Here is a 16,163-nt window from a genome sequence, read left to right as displayed (position 1 = left end):
CCCTATTATACGATACAATCTTTTACATTTGTATAACATGATAAACCAATTTATATAACATTTTGAAACTATTTCTTTTTCTGTTGAAATATGCTATGATTCCATAGAAAAAAGAAGTGGAGGTATCTCATGGCAATCTATTTCAGCAACACGCTCAGCAAAGAACCATTCCAGTTTGATTCCGTTGGAAACCACTGGCTGCAGGAAGCGCTCAGCCGTCCACAAGGTTACCCAATCTATCACTATTTGCAGACAGAAGAAGGCTGTGGCATTTTCACAATTGACGGAAAAGAATATTTTTTGCCCGAAGGTCACGGCATTCTGATCACACCGCATGTCCCACATGCTTACCGTGCAGCAGACACCTCTGCATGGATTACGTGTTTTGCAACATTTGGCGGTACAATGGAAGCACATCTGCCGCAGATTCTTGGCAACAACCGCATAATTTTTACAGAAAAGGAAAATGCTCTGGAAATCAAAGCTGTAATCGACCGTGCTGTAGCACGTTTTAAAACAGCACCAGTCAATACACACCAGCTTTCCTGCGACTGTTATGCACTGCTGCTGCAGTTTTCCAATGGATTTTTCCACGCAAATACCAGCGATCCCCTGTGGGAAAAATATGTTGAGCCCGTATTGCGGCTGATCGAAACACACTATATGGAAGACCTGACCGCCGAAAAGTTATGCCGGCAGGTCTATGTATCCCCGCAATACCTGTCCCGCCTGTTTGTGCGCTACCTAGGCTGCTCCGTCTACGAATATTTAACAAACTACCGGATCACCAAGGCAAAAGAGCTGCTGCTTATGCGCCGTGACCGCAAAATTCAGGAGATCGCACACGATGTCGGTTATACAGATTCCAGCCATTTTATCGTGATGTTTAAAAAACTTACCGGCATGACACCCGCACAGTTCCGCAGACAGTAAAAGGAACAGCCGGAATTGCTGTCTTTTCCTTATTCTGCAAGGAATGATAAAATTTTGTCTTTTGTGGTCAGTATGACCGACATGTGCCCGGTACCATCTTCATACTCGCGTGTCCCGTACACGCCATAGTACGATGCCGTTCCCTGATCCGGAACGAGATGCAGCATGTAGGTATCTTTCGATTTTGTACGCGACAGTGTGTATGTTCCCTTCCAGATTTTTTTGTTTTCAAGATTTTTGCACCGATAGGTCTGATCTTTTTTAAATGTCAGAACGACCTTGCTTTTGGAAGGATCTTTTGCGTAGGATGAAAGCTCGTTGCCGTCTAAATCCGCTTCTTCCTCCAATTTCCATGTGACCGCTGTCAATTTTGGCTGGCTTTGTTTTCGGACTGTCCAGATTGTAACAATTCCAATAAAAACAGCGAAAAACACAACAATTACTGCTAGTTTTTTCTTTATGTGTTCCATTATTTCTTAATATTCCTCTCCTTATTTTTTCCTCTTTCGTAAAAGAAAAACCAGTGCAACCATACAGATGACCGCCAATCCCCCAAAAATCTCGCTGCTGTTTACCGGTGACGAGTTTTGCAGCACGATCATCGTCATCGCATCCCCACCGCCAATGGCATTTTTCGGCATCCGAAACCGCAGACTTTCGCCCAGTGCATACAGACAGAACAGTCCACCCACCGCCAAAAACACTACAGCAACTTTTCGTTTTCCGGACAGCGGCATGGTCTGTCTGCCACAGCCGAGCGCCTGTGCATACGCCTGCGGTTTTCCGAGCTGTTTTATGATCTGGCTTTCGCTTTTTCCATGCTCTTTTCCAGAATCAAAAATCTCCTGAAGATCCCGCACGATCTCCTCTTTTTCTTTCACGGAACAGTCCAGTTGTTTTTTTACTTTCCGTATATAGGTTTCTCTGTTCATATTACGCATCCCCTTTCATAAATCCATCCACACAATCCTTGTAGTTTTCCCAAAAATTTTTCATTTTTTCGAGCATATCTTTTCCCTCTCCGGTAAGCGAATAATATTTTTTTTCGCCCCCGTTTGCTTTCGCCGGCACCAGGCGGTACTGGATAAGTCCTGCCTTTGTCAGACGGTACAAGATCGGATAAATGGTTCCCTCTTTGGCAAATGCAAAGATTTCACCACCCTGTTTTTGTATTTCCGTCAGAATCTCATAACCGTATGTTTCTTTTTGGGCGATCAGCGAAAGCAGGATCATTTCGTATGCGCCCTTTTTAAACTGCTGTATATACTTTTCTTCCATACCCATCCCTTTTCTTTTTATTTAGTGGTGCTATTTAGCATTGCTAAGTAGTATAGTACTCTCACACTGCTTTTCTGTCAATCCCCTTATGAAAAAACCGCCGGAGGCATCCTCCGGCGGTCTGGTATCTGTTCTTATGCGATATTGGTCGGTTTTCCCACATACTGCACTGCTTCCGCAGTATCATATACCAGGGGAATTCCGTAAAACTCTTCGTAAATCTGTTTCCATACAGCAGCATTTTTCCTGCGCATCGCATCCACATTTTCTGCCTGTGTTTTCTGTGGGTCCGGATAAATCGGCTCTGCAATGTGTATCGTGTATTCCTGCACATAAAAGCCATCATCGCCGAGGATGTCGCTGTCTTCCATGGTGATAAAGCAAGGCAGCACCGGCACATGGTTTTTGGCGGCAAATGTATAGGCACCCTTCTTTAACGGTTTTGGTTTGCGGTAATTCCACCACATACTCTGCTCCGGATAGACCAGCATGAAATCTCCGTGCTGCAGCACAGTATCCATGGAACTTAAAAATTTCTTCATCGTATCGCGGTTGGAACTCAGTGGAAACGTGTAACAGTTTCGCATGAGCATTCCGTAAAATCCCGGAAAATTCGTATAGTTTCCTTCCCGGATCACACGGTAAAGCCGGCGTTTTTTGCACTGTTTTGATTTTTCATAGGCAATCTGCATGGCAAAGCTGTCAAATGCGTTGAAATGATTACAGGTAATCACCGCACCGGAAGTCAGTGCATCCATATGTTCCGTTCCAATGACATCCTTGATGATCAGCTGTTTATTTTCAATGATCTTGTTTAAAAATGTCCGCGCTACTTTGTAAGTCAATCTTGTCTTGATACGGCTCTTTAATTTTTTGCGCAGATAATCGATCTCAGACGGCTGAAGCTCACGGGTAGGCGGATCTTCCTCCACATCTTCCCCAAAACGGCCTTCTCTTTCGTACAAAGCAATTTTTTCAAGTACTTCCAGGCGGTCTTTGGACTTTAATTTCCCTGCTTTCACCAAATTCAGGTAATTATTTTCCTTTGCGATCTCATCCTTTGCGGTCTGCATCAGACGGTCACAGGACTCCGCATCCCGCTTTCTTTCTTCGTCTGTATAGCTTTCAAGCACCTTACGGATCTCGGCATACACACTGGTCTTTTGTGCGCTCTCCCAAAAATATCCCTGCAGACGGCAGTCACTGTAATGCCACGGCTTCGAGACCATAATATAATGCAGCACACAGATTTCTTCTTCCCTGCACGGGATCTGGCCGAACACTTCCACATTCCACTTCTGGGGCAGCCAGCACACCTTGTTGTGACAGATCAGATTCAGATAATCTTCATCCTGAGTGACCACAAAATTGTACATCGGGAGAAGTTCCATAAACTGCTCTAATACGTGATTTTTACGAAACTGTTCACAATTGATGACCAGCATCCCCGCATTGAAATAATTGTCGCGTTCCACCCCAAGCACCTTCTCCACATAAGTGCCATATACATCTTCCTGGATCATCACCTGCTCCTTGCACGCTCCCACATAAGCATCTCCAAGATCATAAGCATACAGTTGTGCAATATCCCCCAGCACAACCGTATCGCTGTCGATATAAATAGCTTTGTCTATTTCCGGAAACATTTCCGCGATAAACAGGCGAAAATATGTTGTTTTGGAATAATAATCCCGAAGCGGAAGTTTCTCCTGTACGGAATGTAAATATTCCGTCACATGATCAAACTGCACAGAAAAATTTGCATTCTCCATAGCATACATCTTCTTTTGCATTTCTTCCGAAATATTGGTATGAAGTACATGAATTTCATACTGTACCTCTTTGGATGCATGATCCATCATCGACTGCAGTGAAACCATCGTGTATTTCACAAAATTATCATCACATGCGTAAAACACCGGTATTTTATTCATTTTCTCTTTCATGATCCTTCTCCTCCCCTGCATCCGCTTCATCCGGGTGCAGCAATTTATATGTGTTTCCTTTTTTCGTAAATATGTTTTAAATACAGATACTCTTTTAAAATGTCATCAAATGCGTGGTAATGAAATACCGTATGCACCCGTTCTACCTCCCATTGTTTGATGTTGTCCGTATGCGGATACGGCAGATAAAACAGCCGCCTGGAAAAATGTCTCACAACGGTATGTTTATGTAAAAATTTCTGATCATTAAATTTCTGCGGGAGCAGCATTTTCGCACGCGTACTGCGAATAATCGCGCTTTGGTCCGCAAAAATGAGTTTTTGGGTCTGAAGCAGCTTCCGTGCTTTCATAAACAGACCGGTTCTTCTGATATTTTTCATATTAAGCAGCAATACCCCCGCATTAATATAATCCGGGGAGATCAGATACTTGCCATAATGATCCCTTGCCGCGGCATATTCCACGTGTGACACATCCTTGTCATACAGCAGGCGGATATCTCTCTGAAACAGAATATCCGCATCCAGATACAACAGTTTATCCGGCATTCCCGGCACCAGATCTGCCAGCAGGCGCAAAAGTGTATATGGCGAACAATAAGCACTTTCATTCGGACATCCTCCGAAATAACGCTCATATAATACTGTTACATCCACCGAAATCACCCGGTTCTGCGGATGAAATTTTTTTGCAACGCGCTCCAGAAAATCTGTCATATCTTCGCTGATCGGCGTATATTCCGGTCTGATCCGCGTCATGTCCATTGTGAAAATATAAAAACAGAACGGATCTGTTGCATGTGTTCTTTTTAAAACAGACAACATGCATGTAAGCACACCATCAAATACTTTACTGTTTCCACAAAAAAGAATATTTCTCATATGAATGATTTCTCCCTGTCAGTGTCTTTTTTTATATAACGAATCATTTCCATATTGCTGTTTTGCGCCCGTTTTCCCATGGCTTCATACACCTGATCCCTCAGCTGCGTTTTTTGCAGTTTTGCAGGCAATTCTGCATCCGGATAAAATGGCCCATCCAGATACGTTACGATCTGCGGAATGTGAGACTTTCCCCTGCGCTGATAAGTATTGGTCAGACAGAAAACCGGAAGTTTCTGCTGCACCGGATAGCGGAATGATGTATCAGGAAACGGCCGTATTCCGGTATAAAACGGCCAGATATGTGCTTCCGGATAGATCATAATACAATCTCCACAATCGGTATGCCAGGTCAATGCCTCCAGAAAATGTTTCATGGCACCTCTGTCATCCGGCAGCGGAAGTGCCCCAAGATATGGTGTAATCCGCCCCAGCACCGGCATGGAAACATTGTTCGGATGCACGATCACCGCCGTTTCCCGCGGATGATTTACCAGCGTTGGTATCAGCGCATCCGCCAGAAAATGTGTATGATTCCCATACAGATAAAATCCACTGTTTCCGGCCTGCTTTAACACTTCTTTGTTTATTATTTTATGTGAAAAATGCAGTTTCATGTAAAGACGTGCAAGCGGAATTGCAACTATGCCATACCAGAATCCGTGCAGCATACGTTCCAACGGACGCACCCGGATATACCGGTAATCCTGTCCAATATGTTTTGCTTTAATATGATCTCCGGCAAACTCGTCATGCAGTTCATCCTGATAATAAATCGTGCGCTGTTTCAGCTTCATCCCGCCTCCGTTTTCTACTCCTTTTATGTCACACATCATATTACACCATTTGTCATCGCATGTCTACTATATTATATGGTTTTTATTACTACATCATGTGATTTTATATCATTTAACGTTGTTTTGTCGTTCTGGTCTTATAATAAATATTTATTTTGGCTATTTTCATATATCCAATCAAGTTCTATAATGACCGGCATAAAACAAATTTTAACAAAAAAGGAGAAGAATACCGATGAGCACAGCAGAACAGTATGAATTAAATAAAAACCTTGCACAGATGTTAAAAGGTGGCGTAATTATGGACGTCACCACACCAGAACAGGCAAAAATTGCAGAAGAAGCTGGCGCATGCGCCGTCATGGCACTCGAACGGATTCCTGCCGACATCCGTGCAGCCGGCGGCGTTTCCCGCATGAGCGATCCTCAGATGATCCGCGGCATTCAGGAAGCCGTATCCATCCCGGTTATGGCCAAGTGCCGGATCGGTCATTTTGTAGAGGCACAGCTTTTAGAGGCTATCGAGATCGACTATATCGACGAGAGTGAAGTGCTCTCTCCTGCCGATGACGTCTACCATATCGATAAGCACCAGTTCAAGGTTCCGTTTGTCTGCGGTGCCAAAGATCTCGGTGAAGCACTCCGTCGTATCAGTGAAGGTGCATCCATGATCCGTACCAAAGGAGAACCTGGTACCGGTGATGTCGTACAGGCCGTCCGCCACATGCGAAAGATCAACAGCCAGATTGCAAAAGTTGTCAGCCTGCGGGAAGATGAACTTTTCGAAGCAGCAAAGGAATTACAGGTACCGTATGATCTGGTTGTCTATGTCCATAATAACGGAAAACTTCCGGTGGTTAACTTTGCTGCCGGCGGTGTCGCTACCCCGGCAGATGCTGCTTTAATGATGCAGCTCGGAGCAGAAGGTGTCTTTGTCGGTTCCGGAATCTTTAAATCCGGCAATCCTGCCAAGCGTGCAGCTGCTATCGTAAAAGCCGTCACAAACTATACCGATGCAAAACTGATCGCAGAATTATCTGCCGGGCTTGGAGAAGCCATGGTCGGAATCAACGAACAGGAAATCGCCTTACTGATGGCAGAAAGAGGGAAATAAACATGACTGTTGCAGTACTTGCCCTGCAGGGTGCATTTATCGAACATGAACATGTATTGGAAGAACTTGGGGTAAAGACCGTGGAACTGCGTCAGGCGGCAGACCTAGACCAGCCGTATGACGGACTGATCCTGCCGGGTGGGGAAAGCACTGTACAGGGAAAACTTCTCCGGGAACTTAGAATGTTTGATCCACTGAGAAAGCAGATTACTGATGGACTGCCGGTGCTTGGCACCTGCGCCGGATTGATCCTTTTAGGCTCCCCGGAACATTTTGGCACAATCCCGATGCAGGTAAAAAGAAATGCCTACGGCCGCCAGCTCGGCAGTTTCCATACGAAGGCAGAATTTAAAGATCTCGGACTGGTTCCAATGTCTTTTATCCGCGCCCCTTATGTAGAGAGTGTATCGGACGGTGTGGAGATTCTCTCAGTAGTCGATGACCATATCGTCGGTGTACGCTATGGAAATCAGGTCGCAATTGCTTTCCATCCGGAACTCGACAGCGACCGGAAAATCCATCAGATGTTTTTGGATATGATCAGCTAAAAACAGGGAGAATGCAGCATTCGCTGCAATCTCCCTGTTCTGTTATCTAAATCTGATTCCGTTTTTTCCACTCCGATGTCAAAATTTTCTGAGATATTCCGTAAGCATATCAATAACGGCATGACTCTCCGGAAGAAACGGTTCAAACACAGAAAATGCATGCGTCAGTTTTTTGTTTTTCGGAAAATCAACAATCTCATGCTCTTTCTTTGCAGCTGTCAGCGCCTTCTCAAAACGGATCGTGTAATTTCTCAGATGATCGTTATGGCTTGTCACCAGCCATGCCGGTGCAAGCGCATAAAGCAGCTCCGGATTTTCCGGATTTACATAAGCCGCAAATGGTGCTTTTTTGTACTGTTTTCCATACAGATATTTCGGAAGAAACAGACCAATCTTATCAAATTTTGCCGTATAAAACATCCCACTGATGAGACCAAGTGCGTGCACCTTAAGCTCAGACGGTTTTACGCCCGCTGCCTTTGCTATTTTTTTGCTGTTCTGTATTGCATTTGCATAAGTGGCCAGACAGGCCCCGCCACTGTCCCCGACAAGATAGACATGCGACAGATCTCCTCCGTCTGCTGCAGCATGTTCCTTTACAAAATCCATTGCAAGAAAGATGTCACGCAGCTGATCAAAAAATGTACAGTCCGGGATGAGCCGGTACTCCATGCTGTACACCAGAAATCCCTTCTTACTGAGCAGCGCACAAAAATACTTGTTAAATTCCTTATTTCCGAGAAGCAGCCCTCCCCCATGGACATTGATAATCACCGGAAGTATCTGCGCTTCTTTCCCTCTTGGACGATATCTGTCCAGACGGTGCGCTTTGTTTTTATCCTTTGCATATGCGATATCTGTTTCAAAAATCACTCCTTGCGGAAAGTGGTGTTTTTTATCTCTCTCCACACAGGATTTTTCAAAATCATTTCGTTGTTTTAAAAACTGTTTTTCCAGTATGTTACTCATTTTTATTGACTGGTAACCTCTTCTTTCATGTTTCCTGACATTTATCCTCATGCTTCTGCCAGTATAACACGTTACGATGGTTTTTTCAGCAATAAAAAACAAATACCGAAAATCATATTTTCACCGCTTTGTTATCCGTTTTTCTGTATCAGATTTTCATATATTCCGACATCATGCACACGCCTGCTGCACCTGACTGGATGCAGCTTTCCATATTTTCTTCATGAATCCCGCCAATTGCGTATACCGGAATTTTCACAGAGCTGCACACCTCATGCAAAAAATCAAGTCCTCTCGGTGCCAGTCCTTTTTTACAATCAGTCACAAACACATGCCCTGCCGTCAGATAGGTTGCCCCACATTGTTCTGCCCGGTGCGCATCCTCCACCGAATGTACGGAGACACCGCGCACCAGAAATTTTTGCTTTTGCTCTTCCGGCATCTCCATAAACCGATGCAACGGCATATGAATGGCCGTACCCCCCAGATGCATTGCAGCATCCGGGAAGCTGTGCAGAATCAGTCTGGTGTCCGTGTTTTCACACAACTTTTTTACTTTTCCCGCAAGTTCTTCGTATGCCTCTTCCGTGAGATCTTTTTCCCTCAGAATCATGGCATACGGTTTCGTGGCAAGCACACGCTCTAACTGTTCCAGAAACGGCCGCTCTGCCAGATGGCGGTTCGTCACACAAATCTTTCTATACATAGACATAATCGTTTAACACCGGCTGCAGACCTTCGCTTTCCATATCGTTATACATCTGGTCAAAGCTTCTGCCATCGGAGATTTCAAACTGTTCATCTCCGGATTCTCCGGTATCCTTTCCCGTATATTTACTCTCATGATCACCAATTCCTGTGGATACGCCTGCCGAAACTTTTGTTGCTGCAATCTTTACAATACCGTCACGGAAATGTTTCTGCTCGCGGGAAGAAACGGTGATACCGACATAAGGCAGAAAAATACGATACGCACACAGAATCTGACACAACTGCTTCTCATGCACATCCAGTGGATTAATCTTATCGTTGTTGATGATCGGGCGCAGACGCGGACAGGACAGAGAATACTCCGCATACGGATATTTGCGCTGCAGATAATAAATGTGCAATGCCGATGCCAGTGCATCCTTGTGAAAATCAGAAAGCCCCAGCAATGCAGAAAATCCAACGCCACGCATGCCGCCCATCAACGCACGCTCCTGTGCCTCAAAGCGGTAAGGGAATACTCTCTTATGTCCCATCAGATGCAGGGTTTCGTATTTCACATTGTCATAGGTTTCCTGAAATACGGTCACATAATCTGCACCACATTCATGCAGATACCGGTATTCATCACTGTTGACCGGATAAATTTCCAGACCGATATTGCGGAAATATTTCTTTGCCAGCCTGCAGGCTTCCCCGATATACTCGACATCACTCTGCGCACGGCTCTCGCCAGTCAGCATCAGGATTTCCTCAATGCCGGAGTCTGCAATGACTTTCATCTCATGCTCGATTTCCTCAAAAGTCAGTTTCTTACGATGAATGTCGTTGTAGCAGTTAAATCCGCAGTACACACAGTAATTCTCGCAGTAGTTTGCAATGTAAAGCGGTGTGAACAGATACACCGTATTTCCGAAATGCTTGCCTGTCTCGATCTTTGCACGCTGTGCCATGCGCTCCAAAAACGGTTCTGCGGCTGGCGAAAGCAATGCTTTAAAATCCTCAACGCTGCAGGTTTCATGCTCTAATGCATTCTGCACATCTCTTGCCGTATATTTGTTGTAATCGTAACTGTCCATCTCGGAAAGGACTTTATTTCTTATGGTTGGATCGATCTGTTCCATCCCCGGCATATATTCCATATGGTTCGTTCTGCTCGACGGATCGGTTTCCAGTTTATGTTTGCGCTCCAGTGCAGCTTCGCTTAACTTATCGGAGTCAATAAAAAATTGATTTTCAGCCATGATTTCGCCCCCTAGTCTCTCAAAAATCCGGTCAGTGGATCACTTGCGGAAGCACCACGCTCAAGTACACGGCCCAGTCCCGACAGATATGCACTTCTTCCAGCTTCAATGGCTGCCTTGAATGCACCCGCCATGGCCGGGACATCTCCTGCTGTTGCAATTGCGGTATTTGCCATAACTGCGGCAGCTCCCATCTCCATTGCCTCGCATGCCTGGGAAGGTCTTCCGATTCCGGCATCCACAATTACCGGCAGATCAATCTCATCAATCAGAATCTGGATAAATTCTTTCGTTGCCAAACCTTTATTAGAACCGATCGGAGACGCCAATGGCATAACAGCTGCGGCTCCGGCATTGACCAAATCACGTGCGGTATACAGATCCGGATACATGTATGGAAGTACCACAAATCCTTCTTTTGCCAGCATTTCGGTTGCCTTTACGGTCTCCACATTATCCGGCAGCAAATATTTACTGTCTTTCATAATCTCAACCTTTACGAAATCTCCGCATCCAAGTTCTCTTGCCATGCGCGCAATGCGGACTGCTTCTTTTGCATCTCTTGCACCTGAAGTGTTTGGAAGCAATGTTACGTTATCCGGGATAAAGTCCAGAATGTTTTCTTTTTTCTTTGTGTTGGTGCGGCGCACTGCTAATGTAATAATCTGTGCTCCGGCGTTTTCAACGGCAGCCTTGATCAGCTCCATGGAATATTTTCCTGATCCTAAAATAAAACGCGAGGAGAATTCTTTTCCTCCTAATGTAAATGTGTCATTCTTCATTTTTTCTTCCTTCTTTCTTGTATTCTCTCTGGTATTTTTCTTTAAATAAAGTGTGCGCTTGACCGCACACTTTCGCGCGCGAGCGGTATGTTCAACATAACCCTCAACTCCGCGAGCTGCGCATCCCCGCGGAGCGTTTTTGAATCATAGGAAGGAATTTCCTATGATTTGAAAAATTTGCTTCGCAAATGGACCGACGCTACATCATGGAGCGATACATCAGAGATGTACCGCAGCCACCCCCCATAAACTGGACAACTTCTATAACATCACCATCCCTGAGGATATATGTTTTATAATCCTCTTTATGAATAATCTCTTCATTGCATTCCACAACAAACGTACCCATCTCATAATCATTTGCATTTAAAAAATCCATCAGGGACTGCCCTGCCACATCTATGTCTTTTCCATTGATATGTACCATGTAAGACCTCCTTTTTATTTTGAAATTATTTAGGCGATTACGGAAGAATCTGGAAAAAGTTTCGCAATCACTTATTATTGCAACAAAAAAAGCCACACAAAGAAAGCTACACCCGCGGTGGTGTACCCCTTCGTGTGACTTCTGTCATCACTCTCTGGTTCTCATATTCAGAACAATATGTACTTTAACACAATATCACAGCAAACGCAAGCAGACTAAAAACAATTTCACCTATGCTTGCAAATAAATACAAAACAGTTATGCTTCCTCAATATTCTCAAATGACCATGCATGTACATTCAACTCCACAACCCCTGCTCCGCAATACTCACAGAATTTTGCACCGAGATTTGTGATCGGCGCACCACAGTTCGGACATGTGACTCCAAGCGCTCCATCGGTATTTCCTTTGGCAAGGTCACGATTTTGAATATAAACCAGATCAACATTATAGCGGCTCTGCTCTAAGATATGATCCGATCCCCGCACCACGGCATGTGCTGCATCTGTCACATAATGAAAACTTTCCACCGCCGACTGGAATGTCACGATGCAACGGCCAGCTTCTTTCCGATACCGGGCGATCTCCGTCTGATGAATCTTTACCTGCGTAAAATGTTCCCATTTTTCCTGTGAGACCAATGCGCGAATCTGCGAACGAAGCTGTTCTTTCAAATCTTCATTTCCTTCCTGTAAAATTGTTACATCCTGTGCCGTTACTGCCTCGAAATACTGCATCAGGACATTTTCTGCACGCTGCTTCATTTCATTGTACTCAAAATCCGGAAAATCGGAAACGATCTGCGGCAGGGCAATTCTTGTCATTGCCGATACCGAACGCGGTGTTGTTGACAGATCTTCCTGCGCTTTTTTTACGCCCTGCAAAATATCATCTGTGCCAAACAATTGTCTGGAAAAACGTTTCACACGGTACACTCCGTAAAAAATCAAAACCAAAATTGCCAGAATCAGAAGTAATATTATGATTAACGGAATATATTTCATTTCAAACTTCCCTTTCCATCTCCTCGTGTATGTCACCCTTTTAATTCTGCCACAAAATATGTTCTCCTGTCACAATTGGGTAATGCACCAGCGTTTCCCCATCGAGATTCTCCCGATGCATATCCACAGCAGTAATCTGATGATTTTCATATGTCGTATAGTAATAAATACCCTTTGTTGCATTACAGCAGGAAGTATACAACGTAATCTCATATTTGCCATCTGCCACCTCACAGCAGCCACGCTGCTGATCCACCGAACCTAAAATATGAAAAAACTGACTGATACTCTCTTTTTCGGATTCACCCGACATCGCATGCAGCCGGGTGAATGCCACACGGGCAAACCGTGAAGCAGAAGACAAATCCCCCGGCAAGCCCAGTGCTCCCATGCCGCGGCTGTACTGCTCCAGAGGAAGCTGCTTGGAAAACGCATTGACCGGCTGCTTCGATGACAGATGCATATACTGATTCAACAAAAACATCTGTTGCGGAAATGGCGGATTGTTCGTCAAAACTCCCGCCGGATTGTCATATATATGCAATCCATCCGCCATACATTCTACTACAATACATTCCTTTTCATCCGCAATCATCCAGTGTAATTGTGCCGCCGGAAGCTGCTCACTGAACTGTGTTCCTACCAGATTCATCTTCTCCAGCTTTTCTCTTGCTTCACAAACCGAAGCGCACTGTGCTAAAATCCATGGGATAAATTCAAACTGTGCGATGTTTTCCCGCCCTTCTTCAATTTTCTGATACACGGCATTGCCGACAAAATTAAGCCCTGCCATACCCAGTCCTTTTTCATTGATTCCATCATAATACAGTGGATAATCGCCCACTACATATGCCATACCGATGATCGCATAATGCTCTTTTAATACACCCATATGCCGGAAGGTAAGCGCATAATTCCGTGGCAGGACTGCCACTTCATCCCCATAGGAAAATTCATAATCCAGGGTACGTCCAAAATAAAAATCCGTTGTCTTGTATGTTGCTGCTGTACACATTGTGATTGCCCTCTTTTCTTCGTTTCTGTTTCCATAGTTTAACCGTTTTAATACCATATACCACAAGGAAACCTACTTTGCAAGAAATTTTATCAGAATTTATTCTGTTTTACGCAATCTCTCCACAATCGGTTACCTTCTGCACTGGAAATGCATCCATTACATAACCCACACTTGAAAATCTGTGAAAAAAGGACTATAATCGCAACCGTGTGCAATGCATACAAAATCTATCGGAAAAGAGCACTATTATCATGAAACAACAGAAAAAAATCTTACGTGGTGAGGCAGCACTTGTCCTTGCCGTTATCATTAACAGCCTCGGTGTCCTTCTGATGCTTCAGTCCGGCTCCGGAATCTCCGCCATTTCAAGCGTACCGTATGCGTTTCAACAGGTTTTCCCGAAACTGACACTCGGCACCTGGACTTACCTGTTTCAGGGACTTTTGATCTGCATTCTAATGATTATGCGAAAAAAATTTGTCCCATCCTATTTATTTAGTTTTGTTGTAGGGTTTGCGTTTGGAGAGATGATGGATCTGCATGAACTGTGGATTACGCGGCTGCCGCTGAATATACCACTTCGCATCCTCTACTTTGTATTGAGTTATCTTATCATCTGTTTTGGAATTGCGCTGTCAAACCGCTGCAAACTACCGATCATCCCAACCGATCTGTTTCCGCGGGAAGCCGCAGACATCACAAAGGTTCCCTATGCCCGCATCAAAATCGGTTTTGATGTAACCTGTCTGGTTATTACCGCATGTATGACGTTCTTCTGTCTTGGACATATCATGGGACTTGGCATCGGAACCATTGTTGCAGCTTTTACCATGGGAAAAGGAATTGCAATTATCGGGAACTGGATGGATCAGCGCGTGGAATTTGTTTCCCTGTTGTCTTAATGATACACAAGCTCCTCAATAGAAAATTCTTTATGGTCTTCCGTAAGAGCATATCCAACAGAGATACTCACTCTGTCAACCTTTGTCCCAGACTACTTCTCTGTTGTATGCTTTAATTCGAGCAGGGTTGACTCAACCTGTTTTTGTGTCATGCCGGCAAATACAACAAATTCATCACCACCAATGCGGAATGGCATTGCAATCGCACTTGCAACGGGAAAGAATCCACAGGCTGTTACGATGAGTTTTCAGAAGGAATATGCAGAACGCTATGACTGGCTGGTGAAAGAATTTTCCGACTGGGCATTTACCTTTACCACAAGTTTCTTATACTATATGGACTATGACAGTCTGGATGAACAGACAAAAAACCTATATCGTCAGGGTATGTCTGCATTTGGCGGCATATCCCCGACTTACCATATCGCATTAGCGGAAAATGCCCCTGTTATCGTATGGAACTTCCATTCCCTGCTCGTCATGATCCAGATGTGCTTTTCTTTTATGCTTACGGATTCTGACTGCGATATGAAGCTGTGTAAGCACTGTGGCAGGGCATTTATCGCAAGCCGTAAGGGAAATGAATTCTGCTCTCCGAAATGCAAGAATCAGTATAATGTCTATAAGACAAGGGCTAGAAAAAAAGAGGAATAACTCCCATATACCAACAAAGACGGCAAATTATCAACAACTTGTTGACGATTTGCCGTCTCTTATTTTTTATTATTTCGTTAATGATATTTACGCCATTGCTGGCTCTTTCTTTACAATTTTCTCAATTTCAGATATGCTCTTTTCTGTTACATCTGCAATTTGAGCTGATATATAATTTTTATATTAAAGGAATGAAACAAATTCTTTCATTGGTATACGCTGGGATTCATGTCTATTTGCATCTGCTTTCTCATTCGTATATCCAATCGCCAATATATTGATTGGTTCAAGTCCCAACGGAAGTTTAAATTCTTCTTTTATCACATCTGGTTTAAAGTAACAAATCCAAACAGAGCCCAAGCCAAGTTCTGTAGCTGTAAGCATCATATGATCGGTAATGATTGACGCATCTATATCCGTTGTTTTCATCCCATCAAATGGACGCGTCCATGCTTTATCCGTATCTGCACACACAATGATTGCAACTGGAGCACTGTAAATATTGGCTGCCTTTGCCAGTTTTTCTTTTGCTTCATCGCTTTTTACAACCAATAGTTTAACAGGCTGCATATTTGCTGCGGTTGGTGCTACATGAGCTGCTTCTAAAATTGTCTCCAATGTCTCCTGTGAAATCTCTTTAGTCAGATAGTTTCTTACTGAAAAACGCTGTTTTGCAATATCTAAAATATTCATTTCTGTATAATCTCCTTAAAATTATGATTGTATTGTCTAGACAATTTGATTATAATGGATTCGATATAAAAAAGACAAGAACGTACTTTTTTGTAATATACTAACTAAAAAGAAAGTGTAAAATGTAAAAATGCAAAACAAATATAATTGTCCTGTTGATGCAACGATATCTAAAATTGGTGGAAAATATAAAGCCGTTATATTGTATCATCTTGGCAACAACACGCTAAGGTATAACCAAATCCACAAAAAAATTCCAGCTAT

Annotated in this window: 20 protein-coding genes; 6 read left to right on the top strand and 14 right to left on the bottom strand. The window is 43.8% G+C overall.

The window, feature by feature from the left end; all coding sequences use genetic code 11:
• Window positions 1-129: 129 nt before the first annotated feature.
• Window positions 130-933: an AraC family transcriptional regulator gene (locus DXD06_RS12930; RefSeq protein WP_117832306.1), complete on the top strand. Its 804-nt coding sequence runs from the start codon at window positions 130-132 to the stop codon at window positions 931-933.
• Between the two features lie 29 nt (window positions 934-962).
• Here the strand turns inward: DXD06_RS12930 and DXD06_RS12925 are convergent, their stop codons facing one another.
• The 6 genes from DXD06_RS12925 to DXD06_RS12900 form a co-directional block, all read right to left on the bottom strand.
• Window positions 963-1,403 (bottom strand): hypothetical protein, encoded by a 441-nt coding sequence (locus DXD06_RS12925; RefSeq protein WP_022046352.1) that lies wholly within the window; start codon window positions 1,401-1,403, stop codon window positions 963-965.
• Between the two features lie 21 nt (window positions 1,404-1,424).
• A complete protein-coding gene (locus tag DXD06_RS12920) occupies window positions 1,425-1,865 on the bottom strand; it encodes a DUF1700 domain-containing protein (RefSeq protein WP_158569539.1) in 441 nt (146 codons plus the stop codon).
• Between the two features lies 1 nt (window position 1,866).
• Window positions 1,867-2,211 (bottom strand): PadR family transcriptional regulator, encoded by a 345-nt coding sequence (locus DXD06_RS12915; protein WP_022046354.1) that lies wholly within the window; start codon window positions 2,209-2,211, stop codon window positions 1,867-1,869.
• Between the two features lie 134 nt (window positions 2,212-2,345).
• Complete coding sequence (locus tag DXD06_RS12910) at window positions 2,346-4,157, bottom strand: glycosyltransferase (RefSeq protein WP_158569538.1); 1,812 nt, start codon at window positions 4,155-4,157, stop codon at window positions 2,346-2,348.
• A 44-nt stretch (window positions 4,158-4,201) separates the two neighbouring features.
• On the bottom strand, window positions 4,202-5,038 hold the full coding sequence (locus DXD06_RS12905; protein ID WP_117832300.1) for a glycosyltransferase: 837 nt from the start codon (window positions 5,036-5,038) through the stop codon (window positions 4,202-4,204).
• Window positions 5,035-5,835: a lysophospholipid acyltransferase family protein gene (locus DXD06_RS12900; RefSeq protein ID WP_022046357.1), complete on the bottom strand. Its 801-nt coding sequence runs from the start codon at window positions 5,833-5,835 to the stop codon at window positions 5,035-5,037. Before DXD06_RS12900 ends, DXD06_RS12905 begins: the two co-directional genes overlap by 4 nt.
• A 235-nt stretch (window positions 5,836-6,070) precedes the next feature.
• Here DXD06_RS12900 and pdxS point away from each other — a divergent pair, with 235 nt between their 5' ends.
• Both pdxS and pdxT read left to right on the top strand, forming a co-directional pair.
• A complete protein-coding gene (pdxS, locus tag DXD06_RS12895) occupies window positions 6,071-6,949 on the top strand; it encodes a pyridoxal 5'-phosphate synthase lyase subunit PdxS (protein WP_022046358.1) in 879 nt (292 codons plus the stop codon).
• A gap of 2 nt (window positions 6,950-6,951) precedes the next feature.
• Window positions 6,952-7,497, top strand: coding sequence for a pyridoxal 5'-phosphate synthase glutaminase subunit PdxT (gene pdxT / locus DXD06_RS12890; protein ID WP_117832298.1), 546 nt, complete (start codon window positions 6,952-6,954; stop codon window positions 7,495-7,497).
• 78 nt (window positions 7,498-7,575) lie between these two features.
• Here the strand turns inward: pdxT and DXD06_RS12885 are convergent, their stop codons facing one another.
• The 7 genes from DXD06_RS12885 to bsh all read right to left on the bottom strand — a co-directional run bounded on the left by DXD06_RS12885 (window position 7,576) and on the right by bsh (window position 13,647).
• Complete coding sequence (locus DXD06_RS12885) at window positions 7,576-8,466, bottom strand: alpha/beta hydrolase (protein WP_117832296.1); 891 nt, start codon at window positions 8,464-8,466, stop codon at window positions 7,576-7,578.
• A 148-nt stretch (window positions 8,467-8,614) separates the two neighbouring features.
• A complete protein-coding gene (locus DXD06_RS12880) occupies window positions 8,615-9,178 on the bottom strand; it encodes a thiamine phosphate synthase (protein ID WP_330418206.1) in 564 nt (187 codons plus the stop codon).
• Window positions 9,165-10,418 (bottom strand): 2-iminoacetate synthase ThiH, encoded by a 1,254-nt coding sequence (gene thiH, locus DXD06_RS12875; protein WP_055261678.1) that lies wholly within the window; start codon window positions 10,416-10,418, stop codon window positions 9,165-9,167. The genes DXD06_RS12880 and thiH overlap by 14 nt, the downstream gene beginning before the upstream one ends.
• 11 nt (window positions 10,419-10,429) lie before the next feature.
• The gene (locus tag DXD06_RS12870; RefSeq protein ID WP_022046362.1) at window positions 10,430-11,200 is read right to left on the bottom strand and encodes a thiazole synthase; all 771 of its coding nucleotides are present in this window, start codon (window positions 11,198-11,200) and stop codon (window positions 10,430-10,432) included.
• 199 nt (window positions 11,201-11,399) lie between these two features.
• Window positions 11,400-11,627, bottom strand: coding sequence for a sulfur carrier protein ThiS (gene thiS / locus DXD06_RS12865; RefSeq protein ID WP_117832294.1), 228 nt, complete (start codon window positions 11,625-11,627; stop codon window positions 11,400-11,402).
• A gap of 258 nt (window positions 11,628-11,885) precedes the next feature.
• Window positions 11,886-12,632, bottom strand: a complete 747-nt coding sequence (locus tag DXD06_RS12860) for a zinc ribbon domain-containing protein (protein WP_117832292.1) — start codon at window positions 12,630-12,632, stop codon at window positions 11,886-11,888.
• 40 nt (window positions 12,633-12,672) lie between these two features.
• Entirely contained in the window at window positions 12,673-13,647 is a 975-nt protein-coding gene (gene bsh, locus DXD06_RS12855; RefSeq protein WP_117832289.1) for a choloylglycine hydrolase, read from the bottom strand.
• Window positions 13,648-13,901: 254 nt separating this feature from the next.
• Here bsh and DXD06_RS12850 point away from each other — a divergent pair, with 254 nt between their 5' ends.
• Window positions 13,902-14,552, top strand: a complete 651-nt coding sequence (locus DXD06_RS12850; protein ID WP_055067324.1) for a DUF6198 family protein — start codon at window positions 13,902-13,904, stop codon at window positions 14,550-14,552.
• A gap of 150 nt (window positions 14,553-14,702) precedes the next feature.
• Window positions 14,703-15,206 carry a hypothetical protein gene (locus DXD06_RS12845; RefSeq protein ID WP_330418205.1) on the top strand — a complete coding sequence of 168 codons (504 nt, stop codon included), beginning with the start codon at window positions 14,703-14,705 and terminating at the stop codon, window positions 15,204-15,206.
• Window positions 15,207-15,389: 183 nt separating this feature from the next.
• Here the strand turns inward: DXD06_RS12845 and DXD06_RS12835 are convergent, their stop codons facing one another.
• On the bottom strand, window positions 15,390-15,899 hold the full coding sequence (locus DXD06_RS12835) for a nitroreductase family protein (RefSeq protein ID WP_055067323.1): 510 nt from the start codon (window positions 15,897-15,899) through the stop codon (window positions 15,390-15,392).
• A gap of 130 nt (window positions 15,900-16,029) precedes the next feature.
• Here DXD06_RS12835 and DXD06_RS12830 point away from each other — a divergent pair.
• On the top strand, window positions 16,030-16,163 hold a 134-nt coding region (locus DXD06_RS12830; protein ID WP_147343632.1), incomplete at its 3' end, for a winged helix-turn-helix transcriptional regulator.

The organism is Roseburia sp. TF10-5 (assembly GCF_003462365.1).
Lineage (GTDB): Bacteria > Bacillota > Clostridia > Lachnospirales > Lachnospiraceae > Roseburia > Roseburia faecis.
Note: the sequence above shows the minus strand (reverse complement) of the source record. Positions and strands in the feature narration are given on the sequence as shown.